Source organism: Myroides odoratus (genome assembly GCF_001549985.1).
Lineage (GTDB): Bacteria > Bacteroidota > Bacteroidia > Flavobacteriales > Flavobacteriaceae > Flavobacterium > Flavobacterium odoratum_A.
On the sequence record NZ_LROZ01000001.1, the window covers coordinates 311,204 to 336,553 of the forward strand.

A 25,350-nucleotide genomic window follows, 5' to 3' on the forward strand; every position below is an offset into this window, starting at 1 on the left:
TGAATTATTTAACTACTTGAGCGATAGCTTCCGTTTCAACTTCTTCTGTGATAACTTCTGTTTCCACAGCAGGAGCAGCTACTTCTTCTTCTTTAGCCCCATTTTCAGCAGCAACTTGATCTGCTAAAGTAGGTAACTCTTTTAACCAAGCTTTAAATTCTTCTTCTGTAGACACCACAACTTTAAGTTGCATGTTATAGTGTGAAGCTCCACAAATTTTATTACATAATAATAAGTAATCAAATGTATATGGATCTAAAGGTTCATGACCTCCAGCAACAAGCTCTTGACTTCTTTCAGCTCTAATATTATTAATATTATTCACTTTACTAACAATCGATTCACGAGTTCTCATTTCTTCTGTTGTAACGCTAGGTACAAAAGCGAATTGAGTAACCATTCCTGGTACACAGTTCATTTGCGCTCTAAAGTGAGGTAAATAAGCTGAGTGTAACACGTCTTGAGATCTAAATTTCAAAACAACTTTCTTTCCAACTGGTAAGTGAAGTTCTTTTGCCATTTTATCATCTTGAGCATTCGGGTCTGTCATATCAACCCCTGCTACGTTAACGCCTTTAATAAAACGCACGTTAGCTTTTCCTAATGTATTGTCTTCACCAGAATAACGAACATCCCAAGCGAATTGTTTTGCATACACTTCGATGTTGATTACTTCTTCTTCTTGATCAACAAACATGATATCATTCCAAGCGAATAAACCATAAAGGATTAAACCTGTTAATGTAATTGTTGGGATGATTGTCCAAGCTGCTTCTAATTTATCATTATCAGAAAAGTATCTTGCTTTTCTTCCTTTAATACCACGTGCTTTAAATGCGAAGTAGTGTAATAAGAATTGAGTAATAATCTGAACAAAGAAAATTAATCCCATTGAAATCCACATTAGATTATCAACTGTTTTTCCGTGCTCCGATGCTGAATCACCCATTAATGGAAAACTTCCATATTCTACTAAACAAAATATTGTAAATACGTAGATGAAAGCTAGGAAACCGAAAACGACATAACCTTGAATGTTATTATCTTTTGGATTCGCTACTTGAGATGAATAGTCATCAGGACCTGACCCTACTTGCGTTAAATCAAATATCTTAGTCAATTGCCAAATTGCAATTCCCAATAATACAACTATCGCTACTATTAATAAACTAGTCATTGGTTTATTTTTAATTATTAATAATGAAAATGTTTACTTTCTTCGATTAGCGGGTTGTTCTTAGCTAATAATGGAGCTTTAGAGATTGCTGTAAATCCAACATAGATAAATAATCCGATGAAGAACATTAACGCTGCAATTTCAGGAACACCAATAAACCAAGATCCACCAACAGTACCAGGGCTAATCATAATAAAGAAGTCTAAATAGTGACCTACAATAATACAAGTACCAGCCATAACTACAATCCAAGATAGACGTTTGAAATCTGTGTTGATCAATAATAATAAAGGCAACACGAAGTTCAATACTAACATTCCGAAGAATGGTAAGTTATACTCTTGAATTCTGAAGATAAAGTATGTAACCTCTTCTGGAATATTTGAGTACCACTGTAACATGAATTGCGAGAACCAAAGATAAGTCCAGAAAATACTTAAACCAAACATAAATTTAGCTAAATCGTGAATGTGACTTGTGTTCACGAATTCCAAGTATCCTTTTCCTTTCAAATACAAAGTAGTAAACGCGATAGTAGTAATAGCAGTTACAAAGAAACTAGCAAATACGTACCATCCGAATAAAGTACTGTACCAGTGTGTATCAATAGACATAATCCAGTCCCATGAAGCCATTGATTCAGTAACAATAAAGAAAGCTAAGAAACCAGCAGAAGCTTTAAACATTTTCTTGTGGAATGTTAAATCACCTGTTTCATCTAATTTCAACGATTGCTTTCTCATATAAATTCTATATAAGTTCCAACCACCTAAGAAAATGATTGCTCTTATTAAGAAAAATGGAATATTCAAGTAACCTGTTTTTCCTTGAATTAAAACATCATGTTCAACAATAGCAGGATCCATCCAAATGAATAGGTGGTTACCTCCTAGTGAACTTGCCACTAATAAAAGGAAGAATATAATAGACCCAGGCAATAAGTAAGCCGTCAATCCTTCCATAACACGGAAAAGAACTGGTGACCAACCTGCTGCTGCTGCGTGATTGATTCCGTAAAAAGCTAAAATCCCAAGAGAAACAAGCATTACAAAAATACAAGCAACATATACAGCTGTCCAAGGTTTATTTTGCATCTGTGTTAGCACATGCTCTAAATGTTTTTGATGAGCATCGTGATCAGCATCCGAAACTTCGCTGTGATCTGCATGATGTCCACCACCATGGTGAGCTTGCTCATTTAAAATCTGCTCTACATCAGCAGTTGTCTTTGGTGCACTGAAAAACCCATACGCAATCCCTACTAATCCTAGAACCATCAGGACTAACGCAAAGGTTTTCAAATTTTTTGATAATGTGTACATATCTAAACTTTCAACTAAGTTTTACAATTTATTATTCTGATTTCAATTTAAGCACATAATCAGTAACTAACCAACGCTCATGTTGCGTTAATTGGTTTTTATGTGATCCCATTGAATTCAAACCATAAGTAATAACGTGATAAATTCCTCCTTCTGTAAGCTCTCTATCATGATAGTTAGGAACCCCTAAGAACTTCTCTCTTTTCACTAAATTACCTTTTCCATCTCCTTTTGCACCGTGACAAACTGAGCAGTAAATTGCATACAACGCTTTACCTTTCTCTAAATCTTTTTCATCTGCAGTTAAGGGTGATTTTAAATGTAGTCTTGCTTCAGCCAAACCTTCAGGAGTATCTGCATACTCTTCTGGTTGAAATCCACGAGGCACAGATCCCTCTGCAGGAAGTTGTCCTTCCTTACCATTTGCAAAAACAGTAGTCGGAACTTCAGCGTATGTTTCATATGCAACAGATTCGTACATATTAGGCATAAACTGATAGTTAGGACGCTCTTTATTAAAACACGACGTAGTCAAAACAGCTACACCTGCTAAAGTTACTATTTTATATATCGATTTCATGCTACTATTACTTTTCAATTACTTTAACTTCAACTGCTCCTGTACCTTTGAAAAATTCAATTGCAGTATTTTCGTCTCCATGTAAAGCAACCTCCATTAAGAAATGGTCATCAGTTGTTCTTACATCTGGGTTTTCAGCTGTTTTAAACGGCCATAATTTACTTCTAAAGAAGAAAGTTAATACCATTAAGTGGGCAGAAAACAACACAGTCATCTCAAACATAATAGGCACGAAAGCTGGCATATTTTGAATAAAACTAAAACTAGGTTTACCTCCAATATCTTGCGGCCAATCTACAATCATGATGAAATACATCATACTTGTACCAAATGACAACCCTACTAAACCGTATAAGAATGCACAAATAGCTAATCTAGTTGGTTTTAGTCCCATCGCCTTATCTAGTCCGTGAACTGGGAAAGGCGTGTATATCTCTTCAATGTGATGGTGAGCAGATCTTGTTTCTTTAACTGCATCTAACAACACATCATCATCATTGTATATTGCGTGAATAAACTTATTACTCATATCGAATTAGTGATTTAATGATTGATGACCTTCTTTACTATCTCTTTCTTTTTTGTAGTATTCACCTGATGATTTCAAGATAGTTTTCACCTCTGCTTGCGCAATTACAGGGAAACTTCTTGAATATAACAAGAATAACACGAAGAAGAAACCGATTGTTCCAATATAAATACCAGCATCAACAAATGTTGGTTGGAACATTGTCCAAGATGATGGCAAGTAATCTCTGTGTAACGATGTAACGATAATTACGAAACGCTCGAACCACATCCCTATGTTTACAATGATTGAAATAATAAACGATGCCATGATGTTTGTTCTAATTTTTTTCACCCACATAACTTGCGGAGAAATTACGTTACAAGTCATCATCAACCAATATGACCACCAGTATGGACCAGAAGCACGGTTTAAGAAAGCGTATTGTTCATACTCTACTCCTGAATACCAAGCTACCCATAACTCTGTAATATAAGCAACCCCAACTACAGATCCAGTAATCATTACAATGATGTTCATCAACTCGATGTGTTGAACTGTAATATAATCTTCTAAGTTCGATACTTTTCTCATGATAATCAACAACGTGTTTACCATTGCGAATCCAGAGAAGATCGCACCCGCAACGAAGTATGGAGGTAAGATTGTTGTATGCCATCCTGGGATAACTGACGTAGCAAAGTCAAAAGATACAATCGTGTGTACAGAAAGTACAAGAGGAGTAGCTAAACCAGCTAATACTAATGAAACTTCCTCAAAACGTTGCCAATCTTTTGCTCTACCAGACCAACCGAAAGATAAAATTGAATATACTCTTTTTGTAAATGGAGTGATTGCTCTATCACGTAACATAGCGAAGTCAGGTAATAAACCAGTCCACCAGAAAACTAATGATACTGATAAATACGTAGAAATCGCGAATACGTCCCATAATAACGGCGAGTTAAAGTTTACCCATAACGAACCGAATTGGTTTGGAATTGGCAATACCCAGTACGCTAACCAAGGGCGTCCCATATGTATAATAGGGAATAAACCAGCCTGAACTACTGAGAAAATTGTCATTGCCTCAGCAGAACGGTTAATAGCCATTCTCCATTTTTGTCTAAATAATAATAATACAGCAGAAATTAATGTACCGGCGTGACCGATACCAACCCACCAAACGAAATTGGTAATATCCCAAGCCCATCCAACAGTTTTATTTAATCCCCAAGTACCTATACCTGTTCCTACAGTATAAGCCATACAGCCTACTCCCCATAGGAAAGCTAACAAAGCAATAGTGAAAACTCTCCACCATAATTTATTTGCTCGTCCTTCAACAGGTCTAGCCACATCCACAGTTATATCGTGGTAAGATTTCTTACCGATAACTAAAGGTTTTCTAATGGGTGCTTCGTAATGTGACGACATAATCCTTTATATGTTTCTTTAATTAATAATTCTTTTTAAACTAGATATTTCTAACCTTAACGTGGTAGAATACATTTGGTTTTGTACCAATGTGCTCTAACAAGTGGTATGTTCTATCTGATTCAGCTAATTTAGTAATTTCTGATTCTTTTTCATTAACATCTCCAAATACCATAGCTCCACTTGAACAAGCCGCAGAACAAGCAGTTTCGAATTCGTTTGGACGAACCGCTCTACCTTCATTCTTCGCTTTCAAGATTGTCGCTTGTGTCATTTGAATACACAATGAACATTTTTCCATTACCCCTCTTGAACGAACTACAACGTCTGGGTTTAATACCATACGTCCTAAATCATCATTCATGTGGAAATCGAACTCATCATTTTGAGCATATAAGAACCAGTTGAAACGTCTAACCTTATAAGGACAGTTGTTTGCACAGTATCTAGTACCAACACAACGGTTATAAGCCATATGGTTTTGACCTTGGCGACCGTGTGATGTAGCAGCTACTGGACATACTGTTTCACAAGGAGCATGATTACAATGCTGACACATTACAGGTTGGAAAACAACTTGTGGATTATCCGCAGGGTGCTCTAATTCAATATAAGCAGAACGAGCTTCTGAGAATCCTTTTGCTGTTACTTTCTTATCAACATCTGCAGCAAATGTATCTTCTGATGAATAGTATCTATCAATACGCAACCAGTGCATATCTCTACTTCTTCTTACCTCTGATTTACCAACTACTGGTACGTTATTTTCAGCGTGACATGCAATAACACAAGCCCCACATCCAGTACAAGCATTTAAATCAATCGATAAATTAAAGTGATGACCTACAGTACGATCGAATGATTCCCAGATATCAATTGACGCCGCTCTTACTTCTTGGTGATCGTAAGAAACCATTGGGAATACATTCCACTCTTCAGCATCTTTTGTATTGAAAATTTCTAATGTAGTATCTTTAACAATATCACCTCTACTCATTAATGTGTTTTGTAACTGAACACAAGCAAACTCATGGTTTCCTGATGCTTTCGCTACAGTAACATTTTGTACATTTTCGAAGTTGTGATATAAGGTGTAAGCATTAACACCTACTTGCATATCTTCTTTTAAGCTAGCTTTTCTTCCGTAACCGAAAGCTAAACCAACTGTTCCAGCCGCTTGTCCTGGTTGAATTAATGCAGGTACATTTTCTAATGTAACACCATTTGCAGTAATTGTAACATAGCTACCATCTAAACCACCGTTAGCTACGTGGAAGTTTTCAATTCCGAAAGCTTCTGCATCAACACGAGAGATCGTTAAGTAGTTATCCCATGAAACACGTGTGATTGGATCTGGAAACTCTTGTAACCAAGGGTTATTTGCTTGTTGTCCATCACCCATACCCGTTTTAGAGTATAATACTAACTCCAAACCTTCTCCTTTTTTCGCTTTGCTTAAAGCAGCAACAGCAGAAGAGAAATCAGCAGTAGCTGATACTTTGGTATTTTCACCTGATACAGCGAAACCATCGTGAACCAATTGATTCCAAGTTAATCCATTTACATAAGAAGCGCTAGTTGCTTTGATGTAGTCATAATATGCTGTATTATTTCCATTCCACAACAATAAAGCCTCTTGGAATTGTCTTGTATCAAATAAAGGTCTGATTGTAGGCTGTGTAACTGAATAGTGACCTTTTTTAATCATCACATCACCCCAAGCCTCTAAATAATGAGGAGTAGCTGCTGCGATTGTAGCCTCTAAAGCAGTTTCGTCTTCTTTCATTGAGAAGCTAACTGAAGTTTTCACTTTCTTCAATCCTTCAACAAAAGCAGCACTATTTGCTAACGTATATACTGGGTTGATTCCTGACATAATTAATGTATGAACTTTACCTGCGTTCATTTCTTTAATTAACTCAGTAACTTTTGCAGCATTACCTTGTCTTACGTATTTTGTTTGTTCTGGCATGAAAGCCTCAGCTTGTAATGCTTCGTTAATTGCAAAAACAACCAATTGAGCATTTACATCGTCTAAACCTGTAACAACAACTCCTTTTGAACCTGCTGCTTTTACTTGTTTAGCTGCTTTCATAATAGCTTCGTCGTACGCTGTATTAGCTGAAGAAACAGATCCTCCTACAATTGCATTGTACAATTTCACTAATGCTGCTTTTTGATCAGCAACAGATAATGGAAGACGAACGTCAGCATTAGCTCCAGAAAGACTCATATTAGCTTCAATCTGAATATGCTTAGACATTACTCCATTTTTAGGAATACGATTTTGTGCGTAAGCTGAATCGTATCCTCCACCTTGCCAATCTCCTAAGAAATCTGCACCTACAGAAACGATTACACTCGCTTTACCGAAATCGTAATCAGCTAATCCACGTTTTCCGTATGCTTGTTCATAAGCATCTGCAGCTGCAGAAGATGAAATTGCATCGTACACTACGTGTTTCGCATTTGGATAAGTTTCGATAAACTCTCCGATTAATTTATCAGTAGAAGGACTTGCCATTGTATTTGTCAATAATACAACGCTACCTCCAGTTGATTTAGCATCTTGTAAACTTGCTCTTACCTTAGCATCTACATCATCCCAAGAAGCATTTTTTCCTTCGATTTTTGGCGCTTTTAATCGCAAGCTATCATACATCGAAAGTACTGATGCATGCACACGTGCATTCGCACCAGAATATGCATTTGCAAGTTTGTTATTATCAATTTTGATTGGACGACCCTCACGAGTCTTAACCAAAACATTCACAAAATCAAAACCATCTGCGATTGTAGTCGCGTAGTAATCCGCAATTCCAGGGATAATTTCCTCTGGTTGAACTACGTAAGGAATTGACTTTATTACTGGTCCCTCACAAGCTGCTAACGTTGCTGCAGCTGTTGAAAAACCAACATATTTCAAAAAGTCTCGACGAGTTGTTGAAGAAGAAGACAATTTGTTTTTGTCTCCAAGAAATTCATCTGTAGGAATTTCCTCAACAAACTCATTGTTTCTTAGCGTCTCAACAATAGAACTATTATCATTCAGCTCTTCAACACTTTTCCAGTATTTTTTGTTTGATGCCATTGTATATAAATATTAGCTTCTTATTCTTAAATAATTCTTAATAGTGACATTTACCACACTCAAGTCCACCCATTTGAGCAACTGTCAACTTCTCTACTCCGTACTTGTTTGCAAGTTCTTCATGGATTTTAGCATAGTAAGCATTATCCTTTAACTTAACATCAGTCGTTCTGTGACAGTCGATACACCATCCCATTGTCAATGGAGAGTGTTGTCTCATGATTTCCATTTCTTCAACTGGTCCGTGGCAAGTTTGACATTCTAAACCAGCAACATTTACGTGTTGTGAGTGATTGTAGTAAACGAAATCAGGTAAATTATGAATACGAACCCATTTTACAGGCTTCTCTTTACCAGTATATTTTTGAGCAGCAGGATCCCATCCAACAGCGTCATATAACTTTTGAATCTCAGCAGTGTAAAACTCTGGAGTATATTTTCCATAGTCTGTTCCAGCATCACCTGTAAACTCACTAATGTTTTTATGACAGTTCATACAAACATTCAATGATGGAATTCCTGAAGTTTTACTTGATCTTGCAGATGAGTGACAGTATTTACAATCAATACCATTATCTCCTGCGTGAATTTTGTGTGAAAAGTGAATTGGCTGTACAGGCTCATATCCTTTATCTACTCCTATTTGCATCATATAGCCATAAGCAAAATACGATCCAATTAGAATAAAGATAATAGTAGAGCAGATTACTAAGAATTGGTTTTTCACAAACGCTTTCCATACTGGAACTGTTTGACGAACCTCTTCTGTTAATCCATTAGCCTCAACAACTTTATTCAATACTTTTTTAACAAGGAAAAGCATCGTTACCAATAATAACAATACTACTACTAATGCTCCTAATACAATCATATTAGAAACTGCATCTCCACCTGCTCCTTGTCCTTTAGCAGCATCAGCACCTCCAGCCACAGCGGCAGCAGGTTCAGCTTTTGGTTCAGATACATACGCCAAAATATCGTCAATATTTTGGTCAGATAAACCTGGGAAGTCGTTCATTACAACTTTGTTCCACTCGCTGAACAGTTTTACTGCACGAGCGTCACCAGATTTAATCAAAGATGAACTACTTTTAATCCACTTGTGTAGCCACTCTACATCCCCGTCGTGACGTTCAACAACTCCACGAAGTGCAGGTCCAGTAGAAGCCCCGTCTAACTTATGACATGCCGCACAGTTAGAATTAAACAATTCCTTACCTTTTGCTGCATCCTGCGCAAACGAAATTGTAGAAAACGATAGCATTAATGCTAAACAAAAGAATAAAATCTTTGAAAACGAATTATGGTTACCCACTTTTTTCATAGTTATAAATTGATTTTCAACTAAACTTGGTCTTTCTAATAACAGTAATAATCAACTATTATCCAATACACCTTATTTACAAACTCCGACAAAAATACAATTTATGCATAACTCTTAAAACCTTTAACGACCTTAATCTTTAATTTATACGCGTTCTAAATAAAGGCTTTCCACGCAATTTTCAAGAATAATTGTAAATTTGCTTCAAATACATTTCATTATGAGAATTTTAAGAATATTTCCGGTTCTTTTTTGCTTGTTTTTTACGCATCTTATAAGTTATGCTCAAGAGCGAAACAACGCAATTCAAGAGCCCTTAGCCATAAAAAAACTAGTTGAGGCAAAAAGAAGTACAACAACTTCAGGCCTTAACACTGATAAATACAATATTCAAGTTTTTTACGGCAAAAACAATGAGGCAAAAGCCGCACTTAGTCGCGTCAAAAGACTTTATCCAGACTTAGAAGCAACCTTAGTTTATTCTAACCCTTCTTATAAAGTTTTAGCAGGAAATTTCAAGACTCGTCTAGAAGCAGAACGATACCTTCAAACCATTAAAAAGGATTTCGACAACTCGTTACTTCTTCGACCAGGAAAATAAAAACAAAAATCCCGTTGTACTGCTGCACAACGGGATTTTTTTATTCTATATCGAAACATTATCCAACAATGTTGATAATTTTTCCTGGTACTACAATTAATTTTTTAGGTTCACGTCCTTGTAATTGCGCTTGTGTTCTTTCGTCAGCCAAAATTATTTGTTCAATTTCTGCTACACTTAAATCCAACGGCAATTCAATTTTAAAACGCATTTTTCCATTAAAAGACACAGGATATTCTTTGGCATCTTCTACTAAATATTCTGCTTTAAATTCAGGAAACGCTTGATCTGCGATTGTTCCCGTATGACCTAACATACTCCAAAGTTCTTCAGCAATATGCGGTGCATAAGGAGCAACCAACACAGCTAGTGGTTCTAAAATAGCTCGGTGGTGACATTTTTGTTGTCCCAACTCATTTACACAAATCATAAACTGAGAAACCGAAGTATTGAATGAAAAAGCTTCAATATCTTCCTGTACTTTTTTGATTGTTTTATGCAAAGACTTATACATGTCTTTTGTTGGTTCCTCATCTACAACTACAACAGCAGTATCATCCGCATACAATCTCCACAATTTTTTCAAGAAACCAAAAACTCCAGAAATACCAGCTGTATTCCAAGGTTTCGCTTGTTCTAATGGTCCTAAGAACATTTCGTATAAACGCAGCGTATCCGCACCATATTCTTGGCAAATATCATCTGGATTAACTACATTATAGTAAGACTTAGACATTTTCTCTACTTCATGTCCTACAATGTATTTTCCATTTGCATTCAAAATAAATTCTGCAGTCGCATAATCAGGTCTCCACGCTTTAAATCCTTCCGTATCTAATTCTGATGAATTATTAACCAATCCAACATAGGCATATAACTGCTGTACTTTTTCATCTGTAATCATATCCTTAGAGATGAATGTATTTGTTCCTTCAATTCGGTAAACAAAAGCAGAAGTACCCAAAATCATCCCTTGGTTGATCAATTTAGCAAAAGGCTCTTCTGTAGGAGCCACGCCCATATCTTTTAAAAACTTATTCCAAAAACGGCTATACAATAAATGCCCTGTTGCATGTTCGCTTCCTCCTATATATAAATCAACATTTTGCCAGTAATTCAATGCTTCTTTAGACGCGATAAACTCTTCATTAGTCGGATCCATATAACGCATCCAATACCAAGAAGAACCTGCCCAACCTGGCATTGTATTTAATTCTAATGGAAAAATTGTTTGTTCATCAATTAGGTCATTTGAAACCACCTTATTATTGATGGTATCCCAAGCCCAAGTATGTGCATTTCCTAAAGGTGGTTGCCCATCCTCAGTTGGTAAATATTTTTCTACTTCTGGTAACAAGATTGGCAAATAGGCTTTGTCAATCATTTTAGGCAATCCATTTACATAAAACACTGGAAACGGTTCACCCCAATAACGTTGACGAGAGAATACTGCATCACGCAAACGGTAATTTGTTTTTCCCTTTCCTTGACCCAATGCCTCAATAGCAGCAATTGCTTTAGCCGAAGCTTCTTTATAAGCTAATCCATTCAAGAAATCAGAGTTCTCTAAAACAAAACCTTCTTTTTCAGCAAATGCTTCTTCACTGATGTCTTGATTGAAAATATTTTTAATTGTAATTCCAAAGTGTTTCGCAAAAGCATAATCACGCGTATCACCAGCAGGAACAGCCATAACAGCTCCTGTTCCATATCCCGCTAATACATAATCTCCAATCCAAATTTCAATTGGTTCTTTCGTAAAAGGATGTTCTGCATAAGCTCCAGTAAAAACACCTGAGATCTTTTTCACATCTGCCATACGATCGCGCTCACTTCTTTTTGATGTAGCTTCGATATACGCTTCTACTTCTGCTTTTTGCTCTGCCGTTGTGATTTTTCTTACTAAATCATGCTCTGGTGCTAAAGTCATAAAACTCACACCAAAAATTGTATCTGGGCGTGTTGTAAAAACTTCGATTGTATCCGTTGATTCTTTTAAATTAAAAATCACAGAAGCACCTACTGATTTACCAATCCAATTGCGTTGACTTTCTTTTAAACTCTCCGTCCAATCAATTGTATTCAATCCTTCCAACAAGCGTTCTGCATAAGCTGAAATACGCATGCTCCATTGTTTCATCTTTTTGCGAATCACAGGATGTCCTCCGCGTTCAGATAAACCATCTTTAATTTCATCATTCGCTAATACTGTACCCAAAGCTGGACACCAGTTCACTTCTGTTTCTGCTAAATAAGTTAGACGGTATTGCAACAACACTCGTTCTTTTTCTTCTGCTGAAAAAGTATTCCATTGTGCTGCTGTAAAAATAGCAATAGACTCATCGCAAACCGCTTGTACATTTGCATTTCCTTCTTGTTCAAATAACGCAACTAAAGTTGATATTGCTTCTGCTTTATCTGACACCTTATTATACCACGCATTAAACAATTGAATAAAAATCCATTGTGTATGTTTATAGTAATCCGCATTGGAAGTGCGAATCTCACGAGACCAATCAAAAGAAAATCCAATTTGATCTAATTGTTCTCTATAACGTGTAATATTTACTTCTGTAGTAATCGCTGGATGCTGTCCTGTTTGAATCGCATATTGTTCAGCAGGTAATCCAAAGCTATCATATCCTTGAGGATGTAGCACATTAAAACCTTTGTGTCTTTTGTAACGCGCAAAAATATCTGATGCGATATATCCCAGTGGATGCCCCACGTGCAGTCCCGCTCCTGATGGATAAGGAAACATATCTAGTACATAATACTTCGGTTTATCAGATGTATTTGAGGTTTTAAAAGTTTCATTCTCTTTCCAAAACTTTTGCCATTTCGCTTCAATTTCGCTTGGATTGTATTTCATAGTAAAAATATCATTTATTACACCTGTTCTTTCTCGATGACTTCGAAAAAAAACGCCAACTTGTCGCAAAAATAAACTATATTTATAACAATTAGAAAAGTTTAATCGTAATTGTGTTTTAAAAACACTTTTGTTTTTTAATTTTACAGCTTTAAAAATTGCATTATGACGTCTACTTATGAAAAATACCAAAAGCGAAAATTAATTTCGTCTTATTTTTCTGTAATACTAAGTATTTTCTTGGTTCTATCTTTATTAGGGGCCTTGAGTTTATTTGTAATTAACTCCAAAAGAATATCGAATAATTTCCGAGAAAATATTCCTATGACTATTTTCTTTAACGATAAGGCTTCTCAAACAGAATTTGACGCATTCTCTAAGAAATTAAGCGAGTCTCCGTACATCAAAAGCTTTGACTTTATTTCTAAAGAAGCTGCAGCAGAAAGTCAAAAAGAAGATTTAGGAGAGAATTTCTTGGAATTCTTGGGCTACAATCCCCTTCAAAACTCGTATGATATCTATATTCAAGGAGATTATGTTGTAACGGATAGTTTAGCCACTATAGAAAAAGACTTTTTGAAGACACCAAATATTGAAGAAATTCTTTATGACAAGCAACTTGTTGAATTAGTCAATCACAACATTACGCGCATCACGAATTGGGTACTGATTATTGCAGCTATCTTAACAGTGGTTTCTATGTTACTAATCAACAGCTCTTTGCGCTTATTGATTTTTTCAAGTCGCTTTACCATTAAAACCATGCAAATGGTTGGAGCAACTAAAAACTTTATTCGCCGTCCATTCATTTGGCACAGCATGCGTTTAGGCCTAATTGGATCAATATTAGCCGTTATTGCCTTAGTTGCCCTAACCTTCTACCTCGATAAGAAATTTCCTGATCTAGAACTTAATCCTGCAGTAAATTATATGCCGTTGGTTATTGTTGGACTGGGTATCATCCTAACGGGTATTATTATTACAACCATTAGTACTTTCTTCGCTACACAGCGATTCTTAAACCTTAAATCAGACGAACTATACTAGATATGAAAAAAGATAACAACCCTTCAGGCTTTTTGTTTTCCAAACAAAATTATACCTTACTTCTAGTAAGTTTTGCAATTATAGCCTTGAGTTTTATTCTTATGGGTGGAGCTTCTAATGATGATCCTACACAATTTAATGAGGCCATCTACAGTTTTAGAAGAATTCACTTGGCACCAGCTGTGTTTTTTATTGGTATTGGTGTAGCTATTTATTCCATTTTTAAAAAAGATAAAAAACAATCATAACAAACTAATTTTATGGATTTAATACAAGCCATCCTTCTAGCTATTGTAGAAGGACTTACTGAATATTTACCTGTTTCATCCACTGCTCATATGATCTTTTTGAGTTCGTATTACGGGATTCAGGAAGATGATTTCGTCAAACTTTTTCAAACCGCTATTCAATTCGGAGCTATCCTAGCTGTAGTTGTTCTTTATTGGCGTAAATTTTTTGATTTCAGTCGTATTTCATTCTATAAAAAACTAGTTTTCGCCGTTATTCCAGCCCTTGTTTTAGGGAAGTTATTAGACGATAAAATTGATGCTGTTCTAGGAGAAACCATCTACATTGCTATCATGTTAATTGTCGGCGGATTCGTCCTGATTTTCATTGATAAATACTTCAAAAATCCCAAAACAGTACGCGAAGAAGACATTACCATCAAACAAGCGGTAACAATTGGTTTTTGGCAATGTTTAGCGATGATGCCTGGAACAAGCCGCTCTGCAGCCTCAATTATCGGAGGAATGCAACAAGGGCTTTCTCGTCAGGTAGCTGCCGAGTTTTCATTCTTTTTAGCGGTACCTACGATGGCTGCTGTAACCGTATATTCAATCGTATTCAAAAAATACGAATCTGGAAAAATGGGATATGAATTACTTTTTGACAATACAGACAACTTAAAATTATTCCTTTTAGGCAACGTTTTAGCTTTTATTGTTTCTATTGTTGCCATCAAATTTTTCATTGGAATTATCAAAAAATACGGATTTAAACCTTGGGGATACTACCGCATCATTGCTGGTGTTCTTTTATTGATCTACTTCGGATACTTAAAAAACTAAACATGCAATTTTCAGCTGAAGCTTTTCAGGAAGGTCAAGTCTTATTGATTGACAAACCTTTACATTGGTCTTCTTTCCAAGCCGTAAATAAAATTAAATGGCTCTTAAAGAAAGAATATGGTCTTAAAAAAATCAAAGTAGGGCACGCAGGAACATTAGATCCTTTAGCTACTGGATTATTATTGATTTGTACAGGAAAAGCCACTAAAACAATTACAGATTTACAAGGTCAAGAAAAAGAATATACGGGTACTTTTTATTTAGGTGCTACAACACCTTCCTATGATCTTGAAACAGCGATTAATCAAACCTTTCCTATCGATCATATCACAACAGGAATGATAGAGCAAACAAGGGCAAGCTTCTTAGGTACAACCGAGCAACGCCCTCCTATTTTCTCTGCTTTAAAAAAGGACGGAAAAAGGTTATATGAGCACGCTAGAAAAGGAGAAGAAGTAGAAATAAGCACACGTCCTATTACTATTTCAGACTTCGAACTCACTCGTGTTGCACTACCTGAAATTGATTTCAGAGTTGCTTGTTCCAAAGGAACTTATATCCGTTCCCTTGCTTTTGATTTTGGAGAAAAACTAAATAGTGGTGCCCATTTAAGTGCTTTACGCCGAACCAAAATTGGCGACTATGATGTAGCAAATGCCTTGAGTATTGAGGAATTTGAGAAAAGGGTAACAGTTGTTGGTTAACTGTTAACCGTAAAATATAAAAGGCTACTCTAAGAGTAGCCTTTCGCATTCATCGTATTAAAGCAATTATTCATTTAAAATTACTTCCTCAAGCTCAGGAAGCTCTTCCGGTGTAAACATACGATAATGTATTTGGAAGGTCTTTTGTTTGGGTATTTCTAAAGAGAAACCACCAGCTCCAAAACCATCTGTTACGTCTAAAGTAAAATGAGCGTGTTTCCAATACTCAAATAAGTCGCGGTCAACCCAAAAGTCAAAGCCACACACTTGTCCAATTTTGACATCTCTCCGTCTTAAGTAATACCCTCCCTTCACAAAACACATGGGTTGTGTACCTTCACAGCAACCTCCTGCTTGATAAAACATCAAGTCGCCATGTTCAGCCTGTAATTCTTGTATCAAGGCTTTTGCTTTCTCTGTTGCATCAATTCGGCTAACTTTCGACATCTTATTTTCTTTTAAAAGAATCCTAATTTATTTTTATTGTACGAAATCAACATGTTTTTTGTTTGACGGTAATGCCCTAACATCATTTTGTGATTTTCACGTCCAATACCTGATTGTTTATATCCTCCAAATGGAGCACCTGCAGGGTAACTATGGTAGTTGTTTACCCAAACGCGTCCCGCTTTAATTGCTCTTGGAATTTGATATAATTGGTGCGCATCACGCGTCCATACTCCTGCTCCTAATCCATACAACGTATCATTCGCAATTTCAATTGCTTCTTTTTCATCCTTGAATGTTGTTACAGCCAATACTGGTCCAAAAATTTCCTCTTGGAAAATACGCATCTTATTATTTCCCTTAAACAAGGTTGGTTGGATATAATATCCCGTTTCTAAATCACCGCCTAAGTGATACACATCTCCTCCTACTAATACTTCAGCCCCTTCTTCTTTACCCAGTTTTAGGTAAGAACTAATCTTGTCATATTGAATTTTTGAAGCTTGTGCTCCCATCATCGTTGTCGGGTCTAATGGGTTTCCAACTTTAATTGCCTTTACGCGCTCAATAACACGGGCAATAAATTTATCGTAAATACTTTCTTGAATCAACAAACGAGACGGACAAGTACAAATTTCCCCTTGGTTAAGAGCAAATAATACCGCCCCTTCAATCGCCTTGTCTAGGTATTCATCATCGTGATCCATGATTGATTCAAAGAATACGTTTGGCGACTTCCCTCCTAGTTCTAAAGTAACAGGGATAATGTTTTCTGTTGCATATTGCATCACTAAGCGTCCAGTTGCTGTAGAACCAGTAAACGCTGCTTTGTTAATCTTAGGATTTGTCACTAGTTTTTGTCCTAATTCAGAACCGAATCCATTGACAACGTTTATTACACCTGCTGGAATTAAATCTCCAATCAACTCCATCAGCACCATAATTGAAATTGGCGTACTCTCTGCTGGTTTTAATACCACACAGTTTCCTGCTGCTAATGCTGGAGCTAATTTCCAAACCGCCATTAAAATTGGGAAGTTCCATGGAATAATTTGAGCCACAATTCCAAGTGGTTCATGTACAATCATAGAAACGGTATGTTCATCCAATTCAACTACAGCACCTTCCTCTGCTCGAATCACACCTGCGAAATAGCGGAAATGATCAATAGCCAATGGAATATCCGCATTCATCGTTTCGCGTATCGCTTTTCCGTTGTCTACAGTTTCGACTTGAGCAATATAATCCAAATTTTGCTCCATGCGATCTGCAATGCGGTTTAAGATATTACTGCGTTCTGTTGCTGATGTACGGCTCCATGTTTCAAACGCTTTCTCTGCGGCGTCAATGGCTAAAATTAAATCCTCTTCTGTTGAGTGCGCTGCTTTAGCAAATGGTTTTCCCGTAATAGGCGTAATAGAATCGAAGTAGTTCCCTTTTACTGGTTCAACAAATTTTCCATTAATATAGTTTCCGTATTTTTCTTTAAACTTAGGAAATTGAATATTGTTTGACATAAATAACGCTGTTTTAAATGGTTAATTTTCCTAATATACAACTAATTACACCTAAAGGCAATCCCAGTTGATGGATTATATAAAATTTAACACAATCCTAAAAGTGGGTTTTCGAAGCAATTGGATAAAGGATTGACGGCTTCCATTGCTTATCTAAAGAGATAATTTTACTTTTGTCCAAACACGAAAAGAATATGAAAAAAATACTCGCACTGATTGTACTACTATCCACAATAAGCTATGCTCAGCAGACAACATTTAAAGAAGGAGATTTGATATTTCAAAACTTAAAATGCAGTCCGCTTTGTGATGCTATTAATGAAGTAACTTATGGATATGAAGGATTAAACTTCAATCATATCGGAATGGTTATTGAACACGAAGGCAGTTTACAAGTGATTGAAGCGACTTGGCCTGAAGTCTGTATCACACCCCTCAATCAGTTTTTGAATAAAACACCAGAACCCTCCTATCTTGGACGTCTCGTTGTTAAACACGAAAAGTTAATTCCTCAAGCCAAAGCCTTTGCCCTAGAACAACTTGGCGTTCCTTATGACGAAAATTATTTATATGCTAATAGCAAATACTATTGCTCAGAATTGATTTATGATGCTTTCAAAGCAGCCAATAAAAACAAAGAATTTTTTAGGATGTATCCTATGACTTATAAATCTAAATATACAGGCGAGTATTTTCCTGTTTGGGTGCAGTATTTTGAAAAACTGGATCAGATTATCCCAGAAGGATCTCCAGGATGTAATCCAGCGAGTTTATCTTGGTCAAAAAACATCACTATTGTAGGTCCTATCGTACAATAGTGATGCTATAGATTTAGTTATCAATTGAGGTCATCAATGCAGCAACTTCTTGTTGTACTTGTTGGCCTTTATTTTTTGTATACCACTTGTTTAACAAGATGATTCCATCCTCGTCAAATTTCCCGTGTTCTGCTTTGTAATCATTTACTACTTGTACTGCACCAGCAGGGCGTGGCCCCCAATGACCTAAAACCTCTAATGTTTCTTTGTCTACGATTAACAACTTTGGAATTGCTCGTCCTCCATTGGTTAGGTATTGATCCATCAACTCCAAGTTTTGATCGCGAAATACAATACGCAACTCTACTTTCCCCGTAAGTTTAGCCATTTTATTTAACATCGGTACAGACTGAGCCGCATCTCCACACCAACTTTCAGAAATCACCAACCAGATATACTCTTTCCCTAAGTTTTCCATTACTAAAGCCACTTCAGGCTCTACACTCAACGTTTTATCTAAGCGATGTAAACGCGCTTCATTCAATTCCGCATAAGGTAAATAATCTGCAGAAAGATTTAATTTCTCTGGGTTATTTTGCAGAGCATCTGTAACATACGAACGGAACTCCTCATAAGAAAAGCTATTATTCAATTCTTTTATTTCGACTTTGTTCATTTTTGTTTAATTTTATTAGTTTGAATTCAAAGTTAAACTTTTAAACACTAATCTATCAATACTTTATTTATGAAAACCCCAAAAATAGGTTTAGCTTTATCTGGAGGTGGCTATAAAGGGATAGCTCATGCAGGTGTTCTTTCCTTTTTACTGGAGCAAAACATCAAGCCGAAAATCCTCGCCGGAACAAGTGCTGGATCAATTGTTTCTTGTTTATATGCGATGGGATTAACGCCACATGAGATCTTGGATTTTTTTAAATCTGTCAATGTGTTAAACTGGCATTTTTTTACGTTTAAAAAAGCAGGGCTAATTGATTCAAATGCATTTGAGAAATACCTATTCTCTATTTTTGAAAACAGAACCTTGGATGACTTGCCAATTCCTGTTCTGATTAACTCCACAGATATTGCAAAAGGAGAAATACACGTTTTTGACCCTGACACTCGCGTAATTGATGCAATTTTAGCCTCTAGTGCTTTTCCTGCTATTTTTTCGCCCCATAGCATTAACGAACAATTGTATAGCGACGGAGGCATCCTCAACAATTTCGCCACAGATTTAATTCGAGAGGATTGTGATTTTCTCATCGGAAGTAATGTGTGCCCTATTGAGCAATTAGACAAAAAAAATCTAAACTCTCTCCGATCTGTAGCCATTCGAGCCTATGATTTAATGGCTGCTAATCACAACCGCTCCCAATCGATTTTATGTGATTGGCTCATTGAATCGCATCACATCACTCAATATTCAACTTTTGAGCGAAATAAGCAACGCATGGATGAAATTTTTGACTTGGGATATCAAGCAGCGAGTAGAACGTTTAAAAATCATCAGGATAAATTCGAGAAAGCTATTTTATAGTAGCATATAATCTTTATATTTGCAAAACTTTAAAAATATCATATCCATGAAATACAAAAGAATTCTACTTAAATTAAGTGGAGAAGCTTTAATGGGAGAGAATCAATATGGAATTGACCCTAAGAGATTAGCTGAGTACGCAGCTGAAGTAAAAAAAGTACATGATCTAGGTGTTGAAATAGCGATTGTTATTGGTGGTGGAAATATTTTTAGAGGAGTAGCAGGAGCAAGTGTAGGGATGGATCGCGTTCAAGGAGACTATATGGGAATGCTTGCAACGATTATCAACGGAATGGCTCTTCAAGGAGCTCTAGAAGATGCAGGAATGCTAACTCGTTTACAGACAGCCTTGAAAATCGAAGCAGTTGCTGAGCCTTATATCAAAAGAAGAGCAGTTCGTCACTTGGAAAAAGGTAGGATTGTAATTTTTGGAGCAGGAACAGGAAACCCATATTTCACTACAGATACCGCTGCAGTATTAAGAGGTGTTGAAATCAATGCTGATGTTATTTTAAAAGGAACACGTGTTGATGGAGTATACAATGCAGATCCTGAAAAAGATCCTACAGCCGTTAAATTTGAACAAATCACATTTAGCGATGTGCTAACCAAAGGATTGAATGTGATGGACACGACTGCATTTACATTGAGTAGAGAAAACGAGTTACCCATTGTGGTATTCGATATGAATAAAGAAAACAATTTACTAAAAGTTTGCCAAGGAGATGATTCAGTAGGAACTACTGTTTCCGTAAACATTAATTAATAAACGTTATGACAGAAGAAATAGATTTAATTATTGCAAGTGCAAAAGAGGCAATGGACGGTTCTATTGCTCACTTAGAAAAATCTTTATTAAATATTCGTGCTGGAAAAGCAACACCTCAAATGTTAGGTGGTGTTTTTGTAGACTATTACGGTTCACAAACTCCCCTATCACAAGTAGCAAGTGTAAACGTTCCAGATGCTCGTACATTAACGGTTACACCTTGGGAAAAAAGCATGTTACAACCTATTGAAAAAGCGATTATGATTGCTAATTTAGGGTTGAATCCAATGAATAATGGAGATAATATCATCATCAATATTCCTGCTTTAACAGAAGAGAGACGTAAAGACTTGGTCAAACAAGCAAAAGCGGAATCAGAAGACGCTAAAATTGGTATTCGCAATGCGCGTAAAGACGCTAACAACGATATCAAGAAAGAAGAGAAAAACGGAGTTTCTGAAGATGTTTGTAAAGATGCTGAAGAGCAAATACAAAAAATGACAGATGCTTTTGTAAAGAAAATCGATGAAATCTTAGTGAAAAAAGAAGAAGAAATTCTAAAAGTATAAAGCAAAGAAAATGCTTAAACAAGTAAAAGAGGGTGTCCTAAACGGTCACCCTCTTTTTTTGGTACCTTCTTTAGGATGAGTCCATAGTGCCTCCATACTGAGTCCATAGCGAGTCCAATAAAACAAGGTTTTTTATAGTATCACCCTCCTCTCACCGCCCACTTCAGGCGGAAGCAACTACAAAGACTCCTGACAACTGGCTCAAAAACGGTATTTCAATTTTATTCTTTGATTAATAACCTCGTTGATTACACAAATATCTATTGTTTTTTAGTACATTTGTTCGTATTTCAATTCCAAGAATTGATCTACCAGGTAACAAAAATATAATCAAAAATGAAACACACCAAAATTATCGATCTACTTACCGGGAAGGCACTTTTGCACGAAGTAAAAGCAAAAGGTTGGGTAAAGACATTTAGAAACAACCAATTTATTGCTTTAAATGACGGATCGACAATCAATAACATCCAATGTGTTGTTGACTTAGATAAGTTTCCTGCTGAATTATTAAAAAAGATTCACACAGGAGCAGCTATTTCTGTAAGAGGTACCCTAATTGAAAGTAGAGGAGCTGGACAAAATGTAGAAATCCAAGTTGAAAACTTAAAAGTTTATGGTGAATCCAATCCAGAAGAGTATCCAATTCAACCCAAAAAACACTCGTTAGAGTTTTTACGTGAAAATGCTCACTTGCGAATTAGAACAAACATTTTTGGTGCTATTATGCGTGTAAGAAGTACACTTTCTTATGCAGTACATAAATATTTCCAAGACAATGGTTTCTTCTACTTCAATGCACCAATCATCACAGGATCTGATGCTGAAGGAGCTGGAGAAATGTTTAAAGTAACCAATTTCAATTTAAATAAACTTCCACGTACTGAAGAAGGAGCGGTTGATTTCTCTGAAGATTTCTTTGGAAAAGCAACAAACCTAACTGTATCTGGACAATTAGAAGCAGAAACGTATGCTATGGCATTGGGATCAGTATATACATTTGGTCCTACTTTCCGTGCAGAAAATTCAAATACATCTCGTCACTTAGCTGAATTCTGGATGATCGAACCTGAGGTTGCGTTCAACAAATTAGCAGACAACATGGATTTAGCAGAGGATTTCATTAAATATGTCATCAACTACACGCTAGAGAAATGTCAAGATGATTTAGCTTTCTTAGAGAAGAGATTGCAAGAAGAAGAGAAGAACAAGCCACAAGCTGAACGCAGTGAAATGTCTTTATTAGAGAAGCTTCGCTTTATTACGGAGAACAACTTCAAACGCGTAAGCTATACAGAGGCTATTGATATTTTAAAAGCTTCTAAGCCAAATAAGAACAAGAAATTCAACTATATTATTGAAGAATGGGGTGCTGATTTACAAAGTGAGCACGAACGCTATTTAGTAGAAAAACACTTCAAATGCCCCGTAATCTTATTTGATTATCCAGCAGATATCAAAGCATTTTATATGCGCATGAACGAGGATGGAAAAACAGTTCGCGCAATGGATATCTTATTCCCTGGAATTGGAGAAATTGTAGGTGGTTCTGAAAGAGAAGAGCGTTATGACGTTTTATTAGACAAAATCGAATCAATGGGAATCGACAAAGAAGAATTATGGTGGTATCTAGACACCCGTAAATTCGGTACAGCTCCACACAGTGGATTTGGTCTTGGATTTGAGCGTTTAGTACTATTCGTTACTGGTATGACGAACATTAGAGACGTTATTCCTTTCCCTAGAACTCCGCAAAATGCAGCGTTTTAATTATTCATAGAAAGAAACCCTTCAAATGTTTACTTTTATCGTATTTTTTCTTTAATTTAGAGGGAATACTGATTAAAAGTAAACATTTTTATTTCGTTAATTTTATTTAGCATGCTAAAACAAAGTTTACAGCTTAAGTTATCTCAAAAATTATCTCCTCAGCAAATCCAGTTGATGAAGCTGATTCAATTGCCTACTTTAGCCTTTGAACAAAGGTTGAAAGAGGAACTAATTGAAAATCCTGCCTTGGAAACCGGAAAAGAAGAAACAGGAGATGACTTCGAGAGTTTAGACAATGATTTTGACGACTTTGACAATGAACGCATTGACACAGAGGACATCAATATTGATGACTACCTCAGCGATGATGAAATTCCGGATTACAAATTACAAGCAAATAATTATAGCTCAGATGATGAGGACTATGAAGCACCGATTATTGCAACAGAATCCTTTCATCAAAATTTAATCAATCAACTCAATACCTTCATCCTTTCTGACCATGATAGAGCCATTGCGGAATTCTTAGTGGGGAGTATTGATGAAATGGGGTATATCCGTCGTGACGTGCAAGACATTGTGGATGACTTAGCCTTTACTCAAGGTATTTACACTGATTTAGAAACAGTTGAAAACATCTTGAGCATTGTTCATGAACTTGAGCCAATTGGCGTAGGTGCACGTGATTTACAAGAGTGTTTATTGTTGCAATTAAAACACAAAACTCCCACGGATGCTATTACCATAGCCAAAGACATCATTGAAAATCAATTTGACGCCTTTACAAAAAAACACTACGACAAGCTCTTAACGCGCTATAATATTACCAAAGATCAATTGCGCAAAGCGATTGATGAAATTGAGAAACTCAATCCTAAACCAGGAGGAGCTTACACTGGATCTAATCGCTTCATTGAACAAGTGATTCCCGATTTTACCATCAAAATTGTCGATGGTGAAATCGAATTAACTTTAAACAATAGAAATGCACCTGAGTTACACGTCTCTCGCGATTATCAAGAGATGTTACAGACGTATAAAGATTCTACACAAGCGAGTGCCTCTCAAAAAGATGCTGTTCAATTCATCAAGCAAAAGTTAGATGGAGCGAAGTGGTTCATTGATGCCATCAAACAACGCCATGAAACGCTATATGTTACCATGAGTGCTATTATACATTATCAACAAGAATATTTTTTAACTGGAGACGAAACCAAGCTAAAACCAATGATTCTAAAAGACATTGCCGATTTAGTTGGGTTGGATATTTCCACGATTTCACGCGTTGCTAATAGTAAATACGTAGAAACACCTTATGGCACTAAATTGATCAAAAACTTCTTTTCAGAAGCCATGATGAATGATCAAGGAGAAGAAGTATCTACGATTGAAATCAAGAAGATTCTAGAAAATATCATTATGGATGAGGATAAAAAGAAACCGTATCCTGATGATAAAATTGCGGATTTACTGAAAGAAAAAGGATATCCTATTGCTCGAAGAACAGTTGCGAAATACAGAGAACAATTGGACATTCCAGTCGCTCGAATGAGAAAGAAAATCTAACTAAAAATACAAACCATTCACTAACCTTGCGGTAGGCCACCATGAAAAAATTAGCTCAACTTGTTTCCTATCTTTTTCATCCTATTTTGGTGCCTTTACAAACTGTTGGGTTGTATTTTCTTATTCAGTACTATTATTTTACGCCATTAGAACTGTCTATTATTCTCAGTCAAGTAGCCATTGTTACTTTTTTCATTCCCATTTCCATTTACTATTTGATGCGTTCCTTGCGCATTCTTAAATCGAGTGTAATGGTCAATGAAACGAAAGAGCGCATCGTGCCTTTTGCCATTAACATTTTACTGCTTTATACACTTAAATCGCTGGTTTTATACAACAACAGTGCGTATGAGCTTAAGATTTATTTTTGGGGTTTAATTGGATCGTATACACTCTTATTACTTGGAGCCTTTTTGAAACAAAAATTCAGTGTTCACACCACTTTATTAACTGCAGGATTAACATTTCTTATCTTGTTGCTTATCCATCAAAAAACGCCAGCTTTAATTCTAGTCATTGGCTGTATATTAATTACAGGTCTAACAGCGAGTGCTCGTTTATTTTTACGTGCACACACCTCATATGAAGTTGCTTTGGGTGGATTAATTGGGATTATTCCTCAAATTTTGTGTTGGGTACTTTTAACCCAATAAAAAAAAGAGCCTTTTCAAGCTCTTTTCC

General features: G+C 36.2%; 23 protein-coding genes. 12 read left to right on the forward strand and 11 right to left on the reverse strand.

Annotated features, from left to right (window positions below):
* Positions 1-4: 4 nt before the first annotated feature.
* Genes AWV75_RS01430 through AWV75_RS01460 form a run of 7 tightly spaced genes read right to left on the reverse strand, consistent with a single transcriptional unit; the run spans position 5 to position 9,439 of the window.
* On the reverse strand, positions 5-1,177 hold the full coding sequence (locus tag AWV75_RS01430; protein WP_060872674.1) for a cytochrome c oxidase subunit II: 1,173 nt from the start codon (positions 1,175-1,177) through the stop codon (positions 5-7).
* A gap of 17 nt (positions 1,178-1,194) precedes the next feature.
* Positions 1,195-2,499: a hypothetical protein gene (locus tag AWV75_RS01435; RefSeq protein ID WP_060872675.1), complete on the reverse strand. Its 1,305-nt coding sequence runs from the start codon at positions 2,497-2,499 to the stop codon at positions 1,195-1,197.
* Positions 2,500-2,530: 31 nt separating this feature from the next.
* On the reverse strand, positions 2,531-3,079 hold the full coding sequence (locus AWV75_RS01440; RefSeq protein ID WP_060872985.1) for a c-type cytochrome: 549 nt from the start codon (positions 3,077-3,079) through the stop codon (positions 2,531-2,533).
* Between the two features lie 7 nt (positions 3,080-3,086).
* Entirely contained in the window at positions 3,087-3,608 is a 522-nt protein-coding gene (locus tag AWV75_RS01445) for a DUF3341 domain-containing protein (RefSeq protein ID WP_060872676.1), read from the reverse strand.
* 6 nt (positions 3,609-3,614) lie between these two features.
* On the reverse strand, positions 3,615-5,024 hold the full coding sequence (gene nrfD / locus AWV75_RS01450) for an NrfD/PsrC family molybdoenzyme membrane anchor subunit (RefSeq protein ID WP_060872677.1): 1,410 nt from the start codon (positions 5,022-5,024) through the stop codon (positions 3,615-3,617).
* Between the two features lie 40 nt (positions 5,025-5,064).
* Positions 5,065-8,115: a TAT-variant-translocated molybdopterin oxidoreductase gene (locus tag AWV75_RS01455; protein WP_060872678.1), complete on the reverse strand. Its 3,051-nt coding sequence runs from the start codon at positions 8,113-8,115 to the stop codon at positions 5,065-5,067.
* Between the two features lie 37 nt (positions 8,116-8,152).
* Entirely contained in the window at positions 8,153-9,439 is a 1,287-nt protein-coding gene (locus AWV75_RS01460; RefSeq protein ID WP_060872679.1) for a c-type cytochrome, read from the reverse strand.
* Between the two features lie 220 nt (positions 9,440-9,659).
* On the opposite strand from AWV75_RS01460, the gene AWV75_RS01465 reads away from it, so the two are divergent.
* Positions 9,660-10,040, forward strand: a complete 381-nt coding sequence (locus AWV75_RS01465; RefSeq protein ID WP_002989848.1) for an SPOR domain-containing protein — start codon at positions 9,660-9,662, stop codon at positions 10,038-10,040.
* A 58-nt stretch (positions 10,041-10,098) separates the two neighbouring features.
* Here the strand turns inward: AWV75_RS01465 and leuS are convergent, their stop codons facing one another.
* Positions 10,099-12,912 (reverse strand): leucine--tRNA ligase, encoded by a 2,814-nt coding sequence (gene leuS / locus AWV75_RS01470; RefSeq protein WP_060872986.1) that lies wholly within the window; start codon positions 12,910-12,912, stop codon positions 10,099-10,101.
* A gap of 165 nt (positions 12,913-13,077) precedes the next feature.
* On the opposite strand from leuS, the gene AWV75_RS01475 reads away from it, so the two are divergent.
* The 4 genes from AWV75_RS01475 to truB are packed head-to-tail and all read left to right on the forward strand — an operon-like array spanning position 13,078 to position 15,733.
* The gene (locus AWV75_RS01475; protein WP_060872680.1) at positions 13,078-13,959 is read left to right on the forward strand and encodes a cell division protein FtsX; all 882 of its coding nucleotides are present in this window, start codon (positions 13,078-13,080) and stop codon (positions 13,957-13,959) included.
* 2 nt (positions 13,960-13,961) lie between these two features.
* Entirely contained in the window at positions 13,962-14,207 is a 246-nt protein-coding gene (locus AWV75_RS01480; protein ID WP_002989845.1) for a DUF3098 domain-containing protein, read from the forward strand.
* 12 nt (positions 14,208-14,219) lie between these two features.
* On the forward strand, positions 14,220-15,029 hold the full coding sequence (locus AWV75_RS01485; protein ID WP_060872681.1) for an undecaprenyl-diphosphate phosphatase: 810 nt from the start codon (positions 14,220-14,222) through the stop codon (positions 15,027-15,029).
* A 2-nt stretch (positions 15,030-15,031) separates the two neighbouring features.
* On the forward strand, positions 15,032-15,733 hold the full coding sequence (gene truB, locus AWV75_RS01490; protein WP_060872682.1) for a tRNA pseudouridine(55) synthase TruB: 702 nt from the start codon (positions 15,032-15,034) through the stop codon (positions 15,731-15,733).
* Between the two features lie 66 nt (positions 15,734-15,799).
* Here truB and AWV75_RS01495 read toward each other — a convergent pair whose 3' ends face one another.
* Positions 15,800-16,180, reverse strand: coding sequence for a DUF779 domain-containing protein (locus tag AWV75_RS01495; protein WP_060872683.1), 381 nt, complete (start codon positions 16,178-16,180; stop codon positions 15,800-15,802).
* Positions 16,181-16,191: 11 nt separating this feature from the next.
* Complete coding sequence (locus tag AWV75_RS01500; RefSeq protein ID WP_060872684.1) at positions 16,192-17,697, reverse strand: aldehyde dehydrogenase family protein; 1,506 nt, start codon at positions 17,695-17,697, stop codon at positions 16,192-16,194.
* 194 nt (positions 17,698-17,891) lie between these two features.
* Here AWV75_RS01500 and AWV75_RS01505 point away from each other — a divergent pair, with 194 nt between their 5' ends.
* Entirely contained in the window at positions 17,892-18,515 is a 624-nt protein-coding gene (locus AWV75_RS01505) for a YiiX/YebB-like N1pC/P60 family cysteine hydrolase (RefSeq protein WP_060872685.1), read from the forward strand.
* 13 nt (positions 18,516-18,528) lie between these two features.
* Here AWV75_RS01505 and AWV75_RS01510 read toward each other — a convergent pair whose 3' ends face one another.
* Positions 18,529-19,131, reverse strand: a complete 603-nt coding sequence (locus AWV75_RS01510) for a thioredoxin family protein (RefSeq protein WP_060872686.1) — start codon at positions 19,129-19,131, stop codon at positions 18,529-18,531.
* Positions 19,132-19,200: 69 nt separating this feature from the next.
* On the opposite strand from AWV75_RS01510, the gene AWV75_RS01515 reads away from it, so the two are divergent.
* From AWV75_RS01515 to AWV75_RS01540, 6 genes are all read left to right on the forward strand, one after another.
* Positions 19,201-19,995 carry a patatin-like phospholipase family protein gene (locus tag AWV75_RS01515; protein WP_060872687.1) on the forward strand — a complete coding sequence of 265 codons (795 nt, stop codon included), beginning with the start codon at positions 19,201-19,203 and terminating at the stop codon, positions 19,993-19,995.
* A 46-nt stretch (positions 19,996-20,041) separates the two neighbouring features.
* Complete coding sequence (gene pyrH, locus AWV75_RS01520; protein WP_002989830.1) at positions 20,042-20,761, forward strand: UMP kinase; 720 nt, start codon at positions 20,042-20,044, stop codon at positions 20,759-20,761.
* 8 nt (positions 20,762-20,769) lie between these two features.
* On the forward strand, positions 20,770-21,333 hold the full coding sequence (gene frr / locus AWV75_RS01525) for a ribosome recycling factor (protein ID WP_060872688.1): 564 nt from the start codon (positions 20,770-20,772) through the stop codon (positions 21,331-21,333).
* 336 nt (positions 21,334-21,669) lie between these two features.
* Positions 21,670-23,103, forward strand: a complete 1,434-nt coding sequence (gene asnS / locus AWV75_RS01530; protein ID WP_060872689.1) for an asparagine--tRNA ligase — start codon at positions 21,670-21,672, stop codon at positions 23,101-23,103.
* Between the two features lie 111 nt (positions 23,104-23,214).
* Positions 23,215-24,669 carry an RNA polymerase factor sigma-54 gene (rpoN, locus tag AWV75_RS01535; RefSeq protein WP_060872690.1) on the forward strand — a complete coding sequence of 485 codons (1,455 nt, stop codon included), beginning with the start codon at positions 23,215-23,217 and terminating at the stop codon, positions 24,667-24,669.
* A 41-nt stretch (positions 24,670-24,710) separates the two neighbouring features.
* Entirely contained in the window at positions 24,711-25,322 is a 612-nt protein-coding gene (locus AWV75_RS01540; RefSeq protein WP_060872691.1) for a hypothetical protein, read from the forward strand.
* Positions 25,323-25,350 lie beyond the last annotated feature (28 nt).